Genomic DNA, 16,148 nt, shown 5'->3' on the forward strand with positions numbered 1-16,148 from the left:
TCCATTACTGTATGTTCATACAGTAATGGAGCGCTCCCATGTCCACCCCCTTGCCTCCCCGTGGTCGCGGTACCGCGAGCAACCCGCACAATCGTTTCGCGCCCAATCGTTCGGTGGCCGAGGATGACGGCTGGTACCAGGAGGTACCGCTGACCCAGGGCACCGAGGTGCGTTTTGAAACGGCGAAATCCATCATTACCCGCAACAGTTCGCCGGACCTGCCCTTCGATCGCTCGATCAACCCCTATCGCGGTTGTGAGCACGGCTGCATCTATTGCTATGCGCGGCCCAGCCATGCCTATTGGGATATGTCTCCCGGGCTGGACTTTGAAACCAAGCTGATCGCCAAGAGCAACACCGCGGCCTTGCTGGAGCAGCAACTGTCCAAGCCCGGCTATCGTTGCGCACCGATCAACCTGGGGTCCAATACCGACCCCTACCAACCCATCGAGCGCGAGCAGCAACTGACCCGACGTACCCTGGAAGTGCTGCTGCGCTATCGGCACCCGGTGACCATCGTCACCAAGGGCTCGCTGATCCTGCGGGACCTGGACCTGCTGGTCGAGCTGGCCCGGCAGCGGCTGGTGGCGGTGATGATCAGCCTGACCACCCTGGACGATGAGTTGAAGCGCATTCTCGAACCCCGGGCCGCGGCGCCCAAGGCGCGTTTGCGGGCGATTCGGGTGATGCGCGCAGCGGGCATCCCGGTGGGGGTGCTGTGCTCGCCGATGATTCCGATGATCAACGACAGCGAGTTGGAAAGCCTGCTCAGTGAGGCCCATGCCGCGGGGGCGCAAAGCGCGGCCTACATGATGCTGCGGTTGCCCCTGGAAGTGGCGCCGCTGTTCGAGGAGTGGCTGGCGGCCCATTACCCGCAGCGGGCCGCCCATGTGCTCAGCCTGATCCGCCAGAGCCGGGGTGGTGAGCTCTACGACAGCCGTTTTGGCAGCCGCATGCGCGGTGAAGGGCCCTTCGCCGATCTGCTGGCCCAGCGTTTCGCCAAGGCGCTCAAGCGCCTGGGGCTCGATCGGCGCGAAGGCTTCGATCTGGATTGCTCGGCCTTTTGTCCGCCGGGTGGGCAGATGTCGTTGCTGTGAGAAACATTGGCCTATGGTTGACTAGCGGATGTTGCTGGCGCAGGTACGCTGGTCACCTTTTGACATCGACCATAGTGGCGTTCTAGAGCGTTCCATTCAGTTTGAGTTAAGTTTTTACCGCTACCTTGTCCATCAAGTGACCGACGGGTCGCGGTTGGCGGCCCGGTTATTTTTTAATCGATTACTGGCGTCGTGCCGGATAATTCTGGAAAATTCACCAAATCCGACAGAGAGGCTGAATCATGAGTGACAAGGATAAACAGCCGTTGGCTGCGTCGGCTCCCGCACCCACCGAGGTTGCCGAAACTGCCGATGCAGCGCTGCAGCATATCGTTGACGGCTTTTTGCATTTTCATCATGAAGTCTTCCCGCAGCAGGAAGAATTGTTCAAGAAACTCGCCACCGCCCAGCGGCCACGGGCGATGTTCATTGCTTGCGCGGATTCGCGCATCGTTCCCGAACTCATCACCCAGAGCTCTCCCGGCGACCTGTTCGTGACCCGCAACGTGGGCAACGTGGTGCCGCCCTATGGGCAGATGAACGGCGGCGTTTCCACCGCGATCGAATACGCGGTGCTGGCCCTTGGGGTGCACCACATCATCGTTTGCGGGCACTCGGACTGCGGCGCCATGCGTGCGGTGCTCAATCCGCAAAGCCTGGAGAAGATGCCCACGGTCAAGGCCTGGCTGCGGCATGCCGAAGTGGCGCGGACCATGGTCCACGAGAACTGCGACTGCGCCGACGAATCCTCCAGCATGCATGTGCTGACCGAGGAGAACGTCATCGCCCAGTTGCAGCACCTGCGCACCCACCCTTCCGTGGCTTCGCGCATGGCCAACGGCCAATTGTTCATCCATGGCTGGGTCTATGACATCGAGACCAGTTCGATCAAGGCCTACGACGCGGACAAGGGCTGTTTCCTGCCGCTCGATGGCACTCATCCGATCCCCGTGGCGACGCCCAAAGCGCGCTTCTGAATCCTCCTAAACCCCTGTGACGTCGTGGTCAGGGCCGCCGTTCGCGCGGCCCGGCTTTGCCACGCCTGAAGAAAATGTCGGGAGAAAAGTCATGCGTGCAGCACAGCTGAAAAATGTCCTGCCCCGGGAGCTGTTGGCCTCCGTGGTGGTGTTCCTGGTGGCCCTGCCCCTGTGCATGGGGATTGCCATCGCCTCGGGCCTGCCGCCGGCCAAGGGCCTGATCACCGGGATCATCGGCGGCCTGGTGGTGGGCTGGCTGGCGGGCTCGCCGCTGCAGGTCAGCGGTCCGGCCGCGGGGCTGGCGGTGCTGGTGTTCGAACTGGTGCGCCAGCACGGTGTGGCCATGCTCGGGCCGATCCTGCTGTTGGCGGGGCTGCTGCAATTGCTGGCCGGGCGTCTGCGCCTGGGGTGCTGGTTCCGGGTCACGGCGCCGGCGGTGGTCTACGGCATGCTGGCCGGGATTGGTGTGTTGATCGTGCTGTCCCAGATGCATGTGATGCTCGATGCCGCGCCCCAGGCCTCGGGGCTGGCTAACCTTGTCGGTTTCCCTCAGGCGCTGGCCCAGGCCTTGCCGAGCCTGGGTTGGCAGGCGGGTTTGCTGGGGTTGTCGACCATCGCGGTGATGTGGGGTTGGGACAAGTGGCGGCCGCAATCGCTGCGCTTCATTCCCGGGGCTTTGCTGGGGGTGGGCTTGGCGACCCTGGCCAGCCTGTTCCTGGCCCTGGAGGTGAAGCGGGTCGAGGTGCCGGCCAACCTGAGCGAGGCCATCGACTGGCTGCGCCCCGCCGATCTGCTCAATCTGGCGGACCCCAATCTGCTGATCGCGGCCTTCGCCGTGGCCTTTATTGCCAGCGCCGAGACCTTGCTGTCGGCCGCCGCGGTGGATCGCATGCACAGCGGGGTGCGTTCGGACTTCGATCGTGAACTGTCGGCCCAGGGCGTGGGCAATATGCTCTGCGGCCTGCTTGGGGCCTTGCCGATGACCGGGGTCATTGTGCGCAGCTCGGCCAATGTCCAGGCCGGGGCCCAGACCCGCTATTCGACGATCTTCCATGGTGTTTGGCTGCTGGGTTTTGTCCTGCTGCTGTCCAGCGTGCTACAGAGCATTCCGGTGGCGAGCCTGGCCGGCGTGCTGGTCTATACCGGCTTCAAGCTGGTGGACCTGAAAGTCTTTCGCGGCCTCGGGCGCTACGGGCGGATGCCGATGCTGACCTACGCGGTGACTGCCCTGGCGATTGTCTTCAGTGATCTGCTGACCGGGGTGCTGATTGGCTTTGCCCTGACGCTGGCCAAGCTGGCGTTCAAGGCCTCGCGCTTGAAGATCAGCCTGATCGACCTTCCCGCGGCCGGCGAGATGGAGTTGCGTCTGATGGGGGCGGCGACCTTTCTCAAGGTGCCGGCTCTGACTCGGGTTCTGGCGAGCATTCCACCGGCGACGACGGTGCATGTGCCTCTCAACCACCTCAGTTACATCGATCACGCCTGCCTGGAACTGCTGGAGGAATGGACTCGGGCCAATCAGGCCAAGGGTTCGCGGTTGGTGATCGAGGCGCGGGGCTTGAAGCGTCGCCTGGAGGGGCGTTTGAGTAGCGGTGGCGGGGTTGGAGTGGCGTCGGCAAGAGTCTGATATCGGGGGCGGGGCTTGGCCCCTTCGCCACAAGGCTCGTTGCGAGCCTTGCTGGCGAGGAGTGGGGTCAGGCGGCGGGCTGGTCGAGCTCCAGTTCCACGCCCAGCTGGCGGGACAGGCAGGGCCAGCGTTTCCAGGCGGCCTCGGTGTCCGGGCTGTTGAGTTTGTCGCGGTAGGCTTCTACCGATTCCAGAGCGAAGCTTTCTTCGTCGAGCATGGCGTCGACCGCGTGGTGCACCGCTTCGTCCAGCTGGTTGGCGAAGGTTTCGCCGATCAGTTGGTGGGCGATGAGATTGGCAACCGTCATGTCCAGGGGGATCAGCGGACGGCCGAAGTGCTTGATGTACAGGTCGTTGACCTCTTCCACCAGGCGCAGTGCCAGGTAGGCTTCGTCCAGCAGGCTGTCGAGACCGATGTGGCCGTCCATGATGGCCGGTGGCTGGAGGAAAAATTGCTCGGCGATCTTCAGTACCGGTTTGATCTGCGATTCGATGCCGGCTTCACGGGCCACCGCATTGGCGGCGTCCAGCAGGTCCGGAACCTGGTCAATGTAGGCGCTGACGAAACGGGTCATGACGCCCTTGGCGTCGACTTCGGGCAGCTGGATGGCGGGGTGCAGGTGAGGCAGTTGCGTTTCCAACTGACGGGTCAGAAGGCCTGTGCTGGCTTCGTGTTGCCGGGCCAGTTGGATCTGCTCGCGCAATGCGGCGGTGTTCATGAAAACTCCAGGGAACAAGGGCAGTTGAATAGGGAGAACATAAGTTAGCCTGCTTACGAAAATGCTTAAGACGCATTTGTCATAATTATTTCATGCTTAGTCACCACGGTTATATCGTTTCGCCATCCAGCGCACTCGATCCCTTTTGTGCCGTGGCCTGCAAACCTCCTTTCCAGTGTTTCAGCTGATTTACGCCCTCGCGTTGCGAGGTGAGAGTCGCTGTCTATACTCGCCATTGTATGAAGTTAGCTGATGACGCCCGACTGCAAATGCAGCGAGGCCCGGCCGGTTTAAGTTCGTAGTCTAGGCAGCCGCTCCCTTGCCGCAGGTGTTAAGCCGGCGGGATAACAAGAACGATAAGGGGAACCCGCAATGATGCGACATCCACATGTCTGGATGGGCCTCCTGTTGTGGTCGATATTCAGCCAGGCGCAAGCCGCCTGGACGGTGAATATGACGCCTGGGGCTACCGAGATAAGCCACGCGGTATTCGACCTGCACATGACCATCTTCTGGATCTGTGTGGTGATCGGCGTCATCGTCTTCGGCGCGATGTTCTGGTCAATGATCGTTCACCGCCGCTCCACCGGCCAGGTCCCGGCCAAGTTCCACGAAAGCACCACCGTGGAAATCCTCTGGACCATCATCCCCTTCCTGATCCTGGTGGCCATGGCCGTACCGGCGACAGCGACCCTGATCAAGATGTACGACACCAGCGAGCCGGATGTGGACATCCAGATCACCGGCTACCAGTGGAAGTGGCACTACAAATACCTCGGCCAGGATGTGGAGTTTTTCAGCAACCTGGCCACCCCCGCCGAGCAGATCCACAACAAGAGCGTCAAGGGCGAGCACTACCTGCTGGAAGTCGACCAGCCCCTGGTGCTGCCGGTGGGGGCCAAGGTGCGGTTCCTGGTGACCGCTGCCGATGTCATCCACTCCTGGTGGGTGCCGGCCTTTGCGGTCAAGCGTGATGCCATCCCGGGTTTCGTCAACGAAGCCTGGACCCGGGTCGACAAGCCCGGCATCTACCGCGGCCAGTGCGCTGAACTGTGCGGCAAGGACCACGGCTTCATGCCGATCGTGGTGGAGGTCAAGAGTCAGGCCGACTACGACACCTGGATGGGCGAGCGCAAGGCCGAGGCCGCCAAGCTCAAGGAGCTCACCAGCAAGGAATGGACCCTCGATGAACTGGTGGCCCGTGGCGACAAGATCTACCACACCACCTGTGTCGCCTGTCACCAGGCGGAAGGCCAGGGCCTGCCGCCGATGTTCCCGGCCCTCAAGGGCTCGAAGATCGCCACCGGACCCAAGGAGGCTCACCTGAGCCTGGTGTTCCACGGCAAGCCGGGTACCGCCATGGCCGCCTTCGGCAAGCAGCTGTCGGAAGTCGACATCGCTGCGGTCGTCACTTACGAGCGCAACGCTTGGGGCAACAACAAGGGCGACATGGTCACGCCAAAAGAAGTGCTGGCGCTGAAACAGGCGGAAAGCAAATGAGCCGGCTTATTGGGTATTTCCGCAACCGCTCGGGGTGCAGTGTCCCTGAGCGTCCAGCCCACCCGTTTGCAGGAGACAGGGCATGAGTGCAGTGATCGATGACCACGGCCACGCCGGCCATGATGACCACGCCCATGGCCCGGCCAAGGGCCTGATGCGCTGGGTGCTGACCACCAACCACAAGGACATCGGGACCCTGTACCTGTGGTTCAGCTTCTGCATGTTCCTGCTCGGTGGTTCGTTCGCCATGGTGATCCGCGCCGAGCTGTTCCAGCCAGGGCTGCAGATCGTCGAGCCGGCGTTCTTCAACCAGATGACTACCATGCACGGCCTGGTGATGGTCTTCGGCGCGGTGATGCCGGCCTTTGTCGGCCTGGCCAACTGGATGATCCCGCTGATGATCGGCGCGCCGGACATGGCCCTGCCGCGGATGAACAACTTCAGTTTCTGGTTGCTGCCGGCGGCCTTCCTGCTGCTGGTCTCGACCCTGTTCATGCCAGGTGGCGGGCCAAACTTCGGCTGGACCTTCTACGCCCCGCTGTCCACCACCTACGCCCCGGAAAGCGTGACCTTCTTCATCTTCGCCATCCACCTGATGGGCATCAGTTCGATCATGGGGGCGATCAACGTGATCGCCACCATCCTCAACCTGCGTGCCCCGGGCATGACCCTGATGAAGATGCCGCTGTTCGTCTGGACCTGGCTGATCACCGCCTTCCTGCTGATCGCGGTGATGCCGGTGCTGGCCGGTTGCGTGACCATGATGCTGATGGACATCCACTTCGGCACCAGCTTCTTCAGCGCCGCCGGCGGTGGTGACCCGGTCCTGTTCCAGCACGTGTTCTGGTTCTTCGGTCACCCCGAGGTGTACATCATGATCCTGCCGGCCTTCGGCGCCGTCAGCTCGATCATCCCCACCTTCAGCCGCAAGCCGCTGTTCGGCTACACCTCGATGGTCTATGCCACCGGGGCCATTGCCTTCCTGTCGTTCATCGTCTGGGCGCACCACATGTTCGTGGTGGGCATCCCGCTGGTGGGCGAACTGTTCTTCATGTACGCCACGCTGCTGATTGCCGTGCCCACCGGGGTCAAGGTGTTCAACTGGGTCAGCACCATGTGGCAGGGCGCGCTGACGTTCGAGACGCCGATGCTGTTCGCCGTGGCCTTTGTCATTCTGTTCACCATTGGCGGCTTTTCCGGGTTGATGCTGGCCATCGCCCCGGCGGACTTCCAGTACCAGGACACCTACTTCGTGGTGGCGCATTTCCACTACGTGCTGGTGCCGGGGGCGATCTTCGGGATCTTCGCCTCGGCCTATTACTGGTTGCCCAAGTGGACCGGTCACATGTACGACGAAACCCTGGGCAAGCTGCACTTCTGGCTGTCCTTCGTTGGCATGAACATGGCCTTCTTCCCCATGCACTTCGTCGGGCTGGCGGGCATGCCGCGACGGATTCCGGACTACAACCTGCAGTTCGCCGACTTCAACATGGTGTCCTCCATCGGTGCCTTCACCTTTGGCGCGACGCAGATCTTTTTCCTGTTCATCGTCATCAAGTGCATTCGCGGCGGCAAACCGGCCCCGGCCAAACCGTGGGAAGGGGCCGAGGGGCTGGAGTGGAGCATTCCATCGCCGGCGCCGTACCACACCTTCGTCACGCCACCGGAAGTGAAATGAACATCTGTGTTGTAGGAGCGAGCTTGCTCGCGAAGGCGCCAGAAGGTGGTGTCCGGTTCGCCGGCAAACCGGCTCCTACAGGTTCGGGAGGACGTTGAGATGGCCGATGTCTCGCTGAAGAAGCTGGTCACCCGCCTGTTGCTGGTGGTGGTGGCGATGTTCGTCTTCGGCTTTGCTCTGGTGCCGATCTACGACGTGATGTGCAAGGCCCTGGGCATCAATGGCAAGACCGGCGGGCAGTACGCGGACCAGGGGCAGCAGATCGATGCTTCGCGCCAGGTGCGGGTGCAGTTCCTGTCCACCAATGCCATCGACATGGTCTGGGAGTTCTACCCCAAGTCCGATGACATCGTGGTCCACCCGGGGGCGGTTAACGAGATGGTCTTCATCGCCCGCAACCCCAGCGACCACCCGATGAGCGCCCAGGCCATTCCGAGCATTTCCCCCAGCAGCGCGGCCATGTACTTCCACAAGACCGAGTGCTTCTGCTTTACCCAGCAGGTGCTGCAGCCCGGGGAGAAGATCGAGATGCCGGTGCGTTTCATCGTTGACCGCGACATGCCCAAGGATGTGAAGCACCTGACGCTGGCTTACACGCTGTTCGATATCACCGCGCGTCATCCACCGGTGGCGGCTACCGCCAAGACCGGGGGATAGACGATCTGGCGTGCCCGATAAGGAGAACAACCCATGGCGACTCATGAGCACTATTACGTTCCTGCCCAGAGCAAGTGGCCGATCATTGCGACGGTGGGCATGTTCGTCACCGTGTTCGGCCTGGCGACCTGGTTCAACGACCTCAAGGCGGCGCGCCCGGAATCCCATGGCCCGCTGATCTTTTTCGTTGGCGGCCTGCTGCTGGCCTACATGCTGTTCGGCTGGTTTGGCGCGGTGATCAAGGAAAGCCGCGCCGGCTTGTACAGCGCTCAGCTCGACCGCTCGTTCCGCTGGGGCATGAGCTGGTTCATCTTTTCCGAAGTGATGTTCTTCCTGGCCTTCTTCGGCGCGCTGTTCTATGTGCGGCACCTGTCCGGACCCTGGCTCGGTGGTGAGGGGCACAAGGGCATCGCCCATATGCTCTGGCCGAACTTCGAGTTCGTCTGGCCCCTGCTCAACAACCCCGATCCAAAACTCTTTCCATCGCCCAAGGGCACCATCAGCCCCTGGGGCTTGCCGCTGCTCAACACCGTGCTGCTGGTGAGTTCCAGTGTCACCGTGACCATCGCCCACCATGCCTTGAAGAAAGGCCATCGTGGTGCGCTGAAGATCTGGCTGGCGCTGACCGTGCTGCTGGGGTGCGCCTTCCTCGGCTTCCAGGCCGAAGAGTACATCCACGCCTATCACGAGCTGGGCCTGACCCTGGGCTCGGGGATCTACGGCGCCACCTTCTTCATGCTCACCGGTTTCCACGGGGCCCACGTGACCATCGGCACCTTGATCCTGTTCGTGATGCTGATGCGCATCATGCGTGGGCATTTCGACGCCGAACATCAGTTCGGCTTTGAAGCGGCCAGCTGGTACTGGCACTTCGTCGATGTGGTGTGGATCGGTCTGTTCGTTTTTGTCTACGTGCTCTGATGACCTGCCGCGCCCTACCAGGGCGCGTGGGACACCAGCTGGCCGCTGAAGAAACCCCAGGCGATCAAGCCCACGGTGATCGCGGCCAGGCACACCCGAATACTCAGGGCGGTCACCAGGCGTTTGGATTGGCTGTCGTCCTTGACCAGAAAGAACAGGCCGCTGAACAGGCTGATAACCGTGGCAATCAGCGTCAGGACGATGGCTGCTTTGAGCATGGTGGGACTCCGGGGGAAACGCGATGTACAGCAGTATAGCGAGTGGATTTCTCAGCCTGGCGGGCCGGTCATGAAAGGCTTCCGGCCAGGAGTCGTACCGACCCTGGTGGTGCTGTTGCTGCTGCCTGTGCTGGTTTCCCTGGGCTGCTGGCAACTGAGCCGTGGCGAGCAGAAGCGCCAACTGCTGGCCAGTTACGCCGAGCGCCGCGTGGCCGAGCCGGTGCCTTTGTTCGAGTTGCTGGCGGTCGAGGACCCTTCCTTTCGCCGGGTGCGCCTGCACGGTCATTTCGATGCCGATCACAGCCTGTTGCTGGACAACCGCCTGCACGACGGCAAGGTCGGGGTCGAGCTGTTGCAACCCTTCCTCGATCAGGCCAGCGGGCGCTGGTTGCTGGTCAATCGCGGTTGGCTGCCCTGGCCCGATCGGCGCACGCCGCCGGCATTCAGCACCCCGGAGCAGAGCCTCAGCCTGGATGCCTGGGTCTACGTTTCTCCGGGCGCGGCGTTCCAGCTGCATGCCGACCCGGCCGGTGCTCGCTGGCCACGATTGATCACCGCGGTGGCCCCGGAGGCACTCTGGGCCGAGCTTGGCCGCAGCGGCTTCAACCATGAAGTGCGCCAGGAGTCCGGTGCTGGCGCCTACCTCACAGCGTGGCCGGTGGTGGCCATGGGGCCGGAAAAACACTTGGGCTATGCCGTGCAGTGGTTCGCCATGGCCCTGGCCCTGCTGCTCCTCTATCTCTATTTCGGCTGGCATAACGCACGGGAGAAACGCCATGGGAACGGCCATGAATCCACCCAACATCTCTGACGCCCAGGTGCCCAACCGGCGTCGCGGCCGCTGGCAACTGATCCTGATCCTGCTGATGGTGATCGGTCCGATGATCCTTGCCACGGGCATGTACAAGCTGCAGTTCTGGGTGCCGGAAAGCCGTAGTTATCACGGTGAGCTGATCGGCAACGGCCAGACCCGGGCGCAGATCGGTGTGCAGTCCGAGGAGGATCGCTGGCAGATCCTGGTCACGGCCCCCAAGGCGTGCGATGCCGATTGCCAGCAACTGGTGTACCTGGCGCGGCAGATCCAGGTGGCCCTGGGCCGCGATGCTTCGCGGGCCAGCCATGCCTTGGCCAGCGCCCAGCCGCTGAGCGCCGAATACGAAGCCAGGCTGCAGCGCGAGTACCCGCAGTTGCAACGCTACCCCCTGGACCTGGGGACCTTTGTCAAAGGCGCCAACGACAAGGATGCGCCGCAGCTGTGGATAGTCGACCCCCACAGCAATCTGGTGCTGCGCTACGACGCTCGGGTCAAGGGCAAGGATCTGCTCAACGACCTGCGGCACCTGCTGAAACTGTCGAACATCGGATAAGGGCATCGTCATGGCCAAACCTGGATTTCGCCTCGCGTTGTTTGCCACCTTGCTGGCACTGATCGTGGTGCTGCTGGGCGCTTACACCCGGTTGACCCACGCGGGCCTCGGCTGCCCGGACTGGCCCGGCTGCTACGGTTTTATCAGCGTGCCGAAAAGCGAAGCCCAACTGGCCCATGCCGAACTGCATTTTCCCGACACCCCGGTGGAAGCCCACAAGGGCTGGAACGAAATGATCCACCGCTATTTCGCCGGCACTCTGGGGCTGTTGATCGTGCTGCTGGCGGCCCGAGCCTGGACCCATCGGCGGCATCCCGGGCAGCCCCTGAAGCTGCCGCTGTTCCTGATGGCGGTGGTGTTTGCCCAGGCGGCCTTCGGCATGTGGACGGTCACCCTCAAGCTCTGGCCGCAAGTGGTTACGGCGCACCTGCTGGGGGGCTTCGCCACCTTGAGCCTGCTGTTCCTGCTGACCTTGCGCCTGTCCGGCGTGCTGCCGGCGCTGATCGTGCCGCGCCGCCTGCAATACTGGGCCACGGCCGGGCTGGTACTGGTGATCGGGCAGATCGCCCTGGGCGGCTGGGTCAGCTCCAATTACGCCGCCGTGGCCTGCATCGACCTGCCCACCTGCCATGGCCAGTGGTGGCCGAACATGGATTTCGCCAACGGCTTTCACCTGACTCAGCACATCGGCCCCAACTACCTGGGTGGGCAACTGGACAGTGACGCCCGCACCGCCATCCACATGACCCACCGGGTGGGCGCGGTGCTGGTGACCCTGGTATTGCTGGGGCTGGCCTGGCAGTTGCGGCAAACCGGCATGACCCGTCTGGCCGGCCTGGTGCTGGTGGCACTGGCGGCGCAGATCAGCCTGGGCCTGAGCAACGTGCTGTTCCATTTGCCCCTGCCGGTGGCGGTGGCGCATAACGCCGGGGGGGCGGCGCTGCTGCTGACCCTGGTGCTGGTCAACTATCACGCCCGTACCAGCCTGGTACAGGCCCGGGATCGCCTGCCCCTGGGCTGGCGCCTCAGCCCGCGCAAACAGATGGCGGGTCCCATCACCATCAAAGGAGAGATGCCATGGCGACTCTGATTGGCGAACGTCAGCATCCCCAGGCCATCTGGCGCGATTACCTGGAGCTGACCAAACCCAAGGTGGTGGTGCTGATGCTGATCACCTCCCTGGTGGGCATGTTCCTCGCCACCCGCGCCGGGGTTCCGTGGACGGTGCTGGTGTTTGGCAACCTGGGCATTGCCCTGTGCGCGGGTGGAGCGGCAGCGGTGAACCATGTGGTGGACCGGCGCATCGACGCGCTGATGGCCCGTACCCACAAACGGCCCCTGGCCGAAGGCCGGGTTTCGCCCCGGGCGGCCTTGGTGTTCGCCCTGTTGCTTGCGTTGGCTGGGCAAGCGTTACTGCTGGCTTTCACCAATCCGCTCACGGCCTGGCTGACCCTGGCCTCCCTGCTGGGCTACGCGGTGGTCTATACCGGCTTTCTGAAACGCGCGACGCCGCAGAACATTGTGATCGGCGGGTTGGCGGGTGCGGCGCCGCCCCTGCTGGGCTGGGTTGCTGCTACCGGGCACTTGAGCGCCGAGCCGCTGCTGCTGGTACTGATCATTTTCGCCTGGACTCCGCCGCACTTCTGGGCCCTGGCCATCCATCGCAAGGAGGAGTACGCCAAGGCCGATATCCCGATGCTGCCGGTGACCCACGGCGAGCACTACACCAAGGTGCATATCCTGCTCTACACCTTTGCCTTGCTGGCGGTCAGCCTGCTTCCTTATGCCATCCACATGAGCGGCGTGCTGTATCTGGTGTGCGCCCTGGCCCTGGGCGGGCGCTTCCTGCAATGGGCCTGGGTGCTGTACCGTGGCACTCGGCCGCACGCGGCGATCAACACCTTCAAGTACTCTATTTATTACTTGTTCCTGCTGTTCATCGCCCTGCTCGTAGACCACTACCTATTGTTGAACCTATGACTCGAACTCAGAAAACCGTCTTTATTCTCGTTGCGCTGGTGGCCCTGGTCCTGGGGCTGACCGTCAACAAAGTACTGTCCGGCAAGGGTCAGGGCGATCCCACCGCATTGATCGACGCCGGCATCATCCTCCTGCCCCAGAGCCGCACCCTGCCCGCGGTGAAGATGCTCGATCAGGACGGCCAGCCCGTGGTGATCGACGAGTTGAAGGGCAAATGGTCCCTGCTGTTCTTCGGCTACACCTTCTGCCCGGACATCTGCCCCACCACCCTGGCGCAACTGCGGCAGATCAAGAGCGAGCTGCCCAAGGAGGCGGTGGACAAGCTGCAGGTGATCCTGGTCAGCGTCGATCCCAACCGCGACACGCCGCAGCAGCTCAAGCAATACCTGGGCTACTTCGACAAGGACTTCAAGGGCCTGACCGCCGCCTCGGTGGAAGACCTGCAGAAACTCGCCAACGCCGTGAGCATCCCCTTCATTCCGGCAGACACCAGCAAGCCCAACTACACCGTGGATCACAGCGGCAACCTCGCAGTGATCGGTCCGGATGGCAGCCAGCGTGGCTTTATCCGGGCACCGCTGAACAACCAGAAGCTGGTGGCCCAGCTGCCGCTGATGTTGCAGCGTCCGTAAGGACGGGGCAGGTTGTGGTTCTTCGCCGGCAAGCCGGCTCCTACGGTGTGTTGTAGGAGCATCTGAAACGAAACGGGGCGCCCAAAGGCGCCCCGTTTGCATTTCTGCAGTCGATCAGAACGCTGGCAGCACGGCGCCTTTGTACTTCTCGAGAATGAATTGCTTCACTTGCGGGCTGTGCAGGGCGGCGACCAGTTTCTTCATGGCGTCCGAATCCTTGTCGTCAGGACGGGCTACCAGGATGTTCACGTAAGGCGAATCCTTGCCTTCGATCACCAGGGCATCCTTGGAAGGGTCGAGCTTGGCCTGCAGGGCGTAGTTGGTGTTGATCAGGGCCAGGTCGACCTGAGTCAGCACGCGGGGGATGGTGGCGGCTTCCAGTTCACGGAACTTCAGGTCCTTGGAGTTCTCGGTGATGTCCTTGATGGTGGCCAGGATGTTGTTGGAATCCTTGAGCTTGATCAGGCCGGCCTTGTCCAGCAGCAACAGGGCGCGACCGCCGTTGGTGGCGTCGTTGGGGATCACCACGGTGGCGCCGCCTGGCAGCTCGGAGAGTTGCTTGTACTTGCTGGAGTAGGCGCCCAGGGGTTCCAGGTGCACGCCGGCCACGCTTACCAGGTGGGTACCCTTGGCCTTGTTGAACTCATCCAGGTACGGCTGGTGCTGGAAGAAGTTGGCGTCCAGGCGTTTCTCGGCCACTTGCACGTTGGGCTGCACGTAGTCGGTGAAGACCTTGACCTTCAGGTCCACGCCTTCTTTGGCCAGGGCCGGTTTGACGAATTCCAGGATCTCGGCGTGGGGCACCGGCGTGGCGGCCACGGTCAGGGTTTCGGCGGCGTGCGCGGAGAACGCGGCAACGGCTGCGAAAGCGACGAGTAGTTTTTTCATCGAACAAGCTCCTTGTAAGTCGCCCGACCCCGGGCGCCTGCCGGCCAGGGCCGGCGATTGCAATTATTTGCGGGAAAAGTGCACCACCAGCTTATCGCCAACGGTTTGCAGAACCTGAACCAACACAATCAGCATCACCACGGTAACCACCATCACATCGTCCTGGAAACGCTGGTAACCATAACGAATGGCCAGGTCGCCGAGGCCGCCTGCACCCACGACACCGGCCATGGCGGTGTAGCCGACCAGGGCGATGGCGGTGACCGTGATCGCCGCGATGATACCGGGGCAGGCCTCGGGCAGCAGGGCGTTCATGATGATCTGCCGGGTCGTGGCGCCCATGGCCTGGGTGGCCTCGATAATGCCGCGATCCACTTCACGCAGAGCGGTTTCTACCAAGCGCGCGAAGAAGGTGGAAGCGCCCACTACCAGCGGTGGGATGGCGCCCGCCACACCCAGGGAGGTGCCCGTGATGAGGATAGTGGTCGGAATCATCACAATCAGCAGGATGATAAACGGCAGCGAGCGGATGGCATTGACCACAAAGCCCAGGACCGAATAGACATTTTTCTGTTCCAGCAACTGCCTTGGGCTGCACAGGAACAGCAAGACCCCCAGCGGCAGGCCGACCAGTACGGTGAATACCAGGGACGTGCTGAGCATGACCATGGTGTCGCTGGTCGCCACCCCGATATCGGCCCAGTCAACGTTGTCGAAGTAATGCAGTAAGCCGCTCATTAGCGCAGCACCTCCATGTGGACATCCGCCGCGGTGAAGCGGGCGAAGGCCGCTTCCATGTCACCGCCGGTGATGGCCAGGGTCAGTTGCCCGTAAGGGGTGTCTTTGATGCGGTCGATGCGTCCGGCGAGGATGCTGTAATCGACCCCGGTCTCCCGGGCCACAGTGCCCAGCAGGGGTGCGTAGGTGGCATCGCCCTGGAAGGTCAGGCGCACGATACGGCCCGGCACATGAGCGAAGTCGTCGCGTTGCTCGTTTTCGTCGATCTGCTCGTCTTCCTGGACGAAGCGTTTGGTGGTCGGGTGCTTGGGGTGCAGGAACACCTCGGCCACCGAGCCCTGTTCGACGATCTGGCCGGCGTCCATGACCGCCACCTGGTCACAGACGCGACGGATCACGTCCATCTCGTGGGTGATCAGGACGATGGTCAGGTTCAGCTCGCGGTTGATCTCGGCCAGCAGTTGCAGGACCGAGGCCGTGGTCTGTGGATCGAGCGCGCTGGTGGCTTCGTCGCACAGCAGGATCTTCGGCTTGGTGGCCAGGGCGCGGGCGATGCCGACGCGCTGCTTCTGGCCGCCGGACAGCTGTGCCGGGTATTTCTTGGCGTGGTCGGACAGACCGACCCGCTCCAGCAACTCGGCCACACGGCGTTCGATGTCGCTGCGCGACAGCTCGCCGGCCAGGGTCAGCGGCAAGGCAACGTTGTCGGCCACAGTCTTGGAGGACAGCAGATTGAAGTGCTGGAAGATCATCCCGACCTGCTGGCGGAAGCGGCGCAGGCCGTTGGCGTCCAGCGCGGTGACTTCTTCGCCGTCGACGATGATCGTACCGCCGCTGGGGTTTTCCAGGCGGTTGATCAGGCGCAGCAGAGTACTTTTGCCCGCGCCGGAATGTCCGATCAGGCCGAACACCTGGCCATTCTCGACCCGAAGACTGGTCGGGTGCAGGGCGGGAATATCCTTACCGGCGACCCGGTAGGTTTTATGGACGTTTTGAAACTCGATCACGTAGCGAACCTTGTGGGGCGCGTTAGAAAAGGATCAGCGGTTAGCCGGGCGCGCATTTTAGCCTGTCCGTATAGAGGTTCTTAGCATTTATTTCGCAATCATCCTGCCATTTGGCAATAACGCGATCAAAGGTCATAAAAAAG

At 62.6% G+C, this 16,148-nt stretch carries 17 protein-coding genes; 12 read left to right on the top strand and 5 right to left on the bottom strand.

The annotated features are described in order from the left end of the window. The first annotated feature begins 38 nt into the window (after positions 1-38). The 3 genes from P7C00_RS00765 to P7C00_RS00775 all read left to right on the top strand — a co-directional run bounded on the left by P7C00_RS00765 (position 39) and on the right by P7C00_RS00775 (position 3,701). Positions 39-1,097, top strand: coding sequence for a PA0069 family radical SAM protein (locus P7C00_RS00765; protein WP_346634671.1), 1,059 nt, complete (start codon positions 39-41; stop codon positions 1,095-1,097). 242 nt (positions 1,098-1,339) lie between these two features. Next, positions 1,340-2,074 (top strand): carbonic anhydrase, encoded by a 735-nt coding sequence (locus tag P7C00_RS00770; protein WP_102862473.1) that lies wholly within the window; start codon positions 1,340-1,342, stop codon positions 2,072-2,074. Between the two features lie 91 nt (positions 2,075-2,165). Beyond that, complete coding sequence (locus tag P7C00_RS00775; RefSeq protein ID WP_404937987.1) at positions 2,166-3,701, top strand: SulP family inorganic anion transporter; 1,536 nt, start codon at positions 2,166-2,168, stop codon at positions 3,699-3,701. Positions 3,702-3,768: 67 nt separating this feature from the next. On the opposite strand, the gene P7C00_RS00780 is transcribed toward P7C00_RS00775, so the two are convergent. Next, positions 3,769-4,419, bottom strand: a complete 651-nt coding sequence (locus P7C00_RS00780) for a hypothetical protein (protein ID WP_346634669.1) — start codon at positions 4,417-4,419, stop codon at positions 3,769-3,771. A 372-nt stretch (positions 4,420-4,791) separates the two neighbouring features. Between P7C00_RS00780 and coxB the strand changes: the two genes are divergently transcribed. The 4 genes from coxB to P7C00_RS00800 all read left to right on the top strand — a co-directional run bounded on the left by coxB (position 4,792) and on the right by P7C00_RS00800 (position 9,175). Continuing rightward, positions 4,792-5,919: a cytochrome c oxidase subunit II gene (gene coxB / locus P7C00_RS00785; RefSeq protein ID WP_346634668.1), complete on the top strand. Its 1,128-nt coding sequence runs from the start codon at positions 4,792-4,794 to the stop codon at positions 5,917-5,919. A gap of 82 nt (positions 5,920-6,001) precedes the next feature. Further along, entirely contained in the window at positions 6,002-7,597 is a 1,596-nt protein-coding gene (ctaD, locus tag P7C00_RS00790; RefSeq protein WP_060836864.1) for a cytochrome c oxidase subunit I, read from the top strand. A gap of 99 nt (positions 7,598-7,696) precedes the next feature. Then, positions 7,697-8,254 (top strand): cytochrome c oxidase assembly protein, encoded by a 558-nt coding sequence (locus P7C00_RS00795; RefSeq protein WP_346634667.1) that lies wholly within the window; start codon positions 7,697-7,699, stop codon positions 8,252-8,254. 33 nt (positions 8,255-8,287) lie between these two features. Then, a complete protein-coding gene (locus tag P7C00_RS00800) occupies positions 8,288-9,175 on the top strand; it encodes a cytochrome c oxidase subunit 3 (protein ID WP_346634666.1) in 888 nt (295 codons plus the stop codon). A gap of 14 nt (positions 9,176-9,189) precedes the next feature. On the opposite strand, the gene P7C00_RS00805 is transcribed toward P7C00_RS00800, so the two are convergent. After that, positions 9,190-9,393, bottom strand: coding sequence for a twin transmembrane helix small protein (locus P7C00_RS00805; protein WP_346634665.1), 204 nt, complete (start codon positions 9,391-9,393; stop codon positions 9,190-9,192). A 70-nt stretch (positions 9,394-9,463) separates the two neighbouring features. On the opposite strand from P7C00_RS00805, the gene P7C00_RS00810 reads away from it, so the two are divergent. Genes P7C00_RS00810 through P7C00_RS00830 form a run of 5 tightly spaced genes read left to right on the top strand, consistent with a single transcriptional unit; the run spans position 9,464 to position 13,372 of the window. Continuing rightward, a complete protein-coding gene (locus P7C00_RS00810) occupies positions 9,464-10,204 on the top strand; it encodes an SURF1 family protein (RefSeq protein WP_404937988.1) in 741 nt (246 codons plus the stop codon). Further along, positions 10,170-10,760, top strand: a complete 591-nt coding sequence (locus P7C00_RS00815) for a hypothetical protein (RefSeq protein ID WP_346634663.1) — start codon at positions 10,170-10,172, stop codon at positions 10,758-10,760. Before P7C00_RS00810 ends, P7C00_RS00815 begins: the two co-directional genes overlap by 35 nt. Positions 10,761-10,770: 10 nt before the next feature. Continuing rightward, entirely contained in the window at positions 10,771-11,850 is a 1,080-nt protein-coding gene (locus tag P7C00_RS00820) for a COX15/CtaA family protein (protein ID WP_346634662.1), read from the top strand. Further along, a complete protein-coding gene (gene cyoE / locus P7C00_RS00825) occupies positions 11,838-12,740 on the top strand; it encodes a heme o synthase (protein ID WP_404937989.1) in 903 nt (300 codons plus the stop codon). Before P7C00_RS00820 ends, cyoE begins: the two co-directional genes overlap by 13 nt. Beyond that, complete coding sequence (locus P7C00_RS00830; protein WP_346634660.1) at positions 12,737-13,372, top strand: SCO family protein; 636 nt, start codon at positions 12,737-12,739, stop codon at positions 13,370-13,372. The genes cyoE and P7C00_RS00830 overlap by 4 nt, the downstream gene beginning before the upstream one ends. Positions 13,373-13,486: 114 nt before the next feature. Here the strand turns inward: P7C00_RS00830 and P7C00_RS00835 are convergent, their stop codons facing one another. From P7C00_RS00835 to P7C00_RS00845, 3 genes are all read right to left on the bottom strand, one after another. Further along, positions 13,487-14,260 carry a MetQ/NlpA family ABC transporter substrate-binding protein gene (locus P7C00_RS00835; protein WP_346634659.1) on the bottom strand — a complete coding sequence of 258 codons (774 nt, stop codon included), beginning with the start codon at positions 14,258-14,260 and terminating at the stop codon, positions 13,487-13,489. A gap of 63 nt (positions 14,261-14,323) precedes the next feature. Further along, complete coding sequence (locus P7C00_RS00840) at positions 14,324-14,998, bottom strand: methionine ABC transporter permease (protein WP_346634658.1); 675 nt, start codon at positions 14,996-14,998, stop codon at positions 14,324-14,326. Next, positions 14,998-16,005: a methionine ABC transporter ATP-binding protein gene (locus P7C00_RS00845; RefSeq protein WP_123723769.1), complete on the bottom strand. Its 1,008-nt coding sequence runs from the start codon at positions 16,003-16,005 to the stop codon at positions 14,998-15,000. The genes P7C00_RS00840 and P7C00_RS00845 overlap by 1 nt, the downstream gene beginning before the upstream one ends. Positions 16,006-16,148 lie beyond the last annotated feature (143 nt).

Source organism: Pseudomonas sp. JDS08PS003 (genome assembly GCF_045013505.1).
Taxonomy (GTDB): Bacteria; Pseudomonadota; Gammaproteobacteria; order Pseudomonadales; family Pseudomonadaceae; genus Aquipseudomonas; species Aquipseudomonas protegens_B.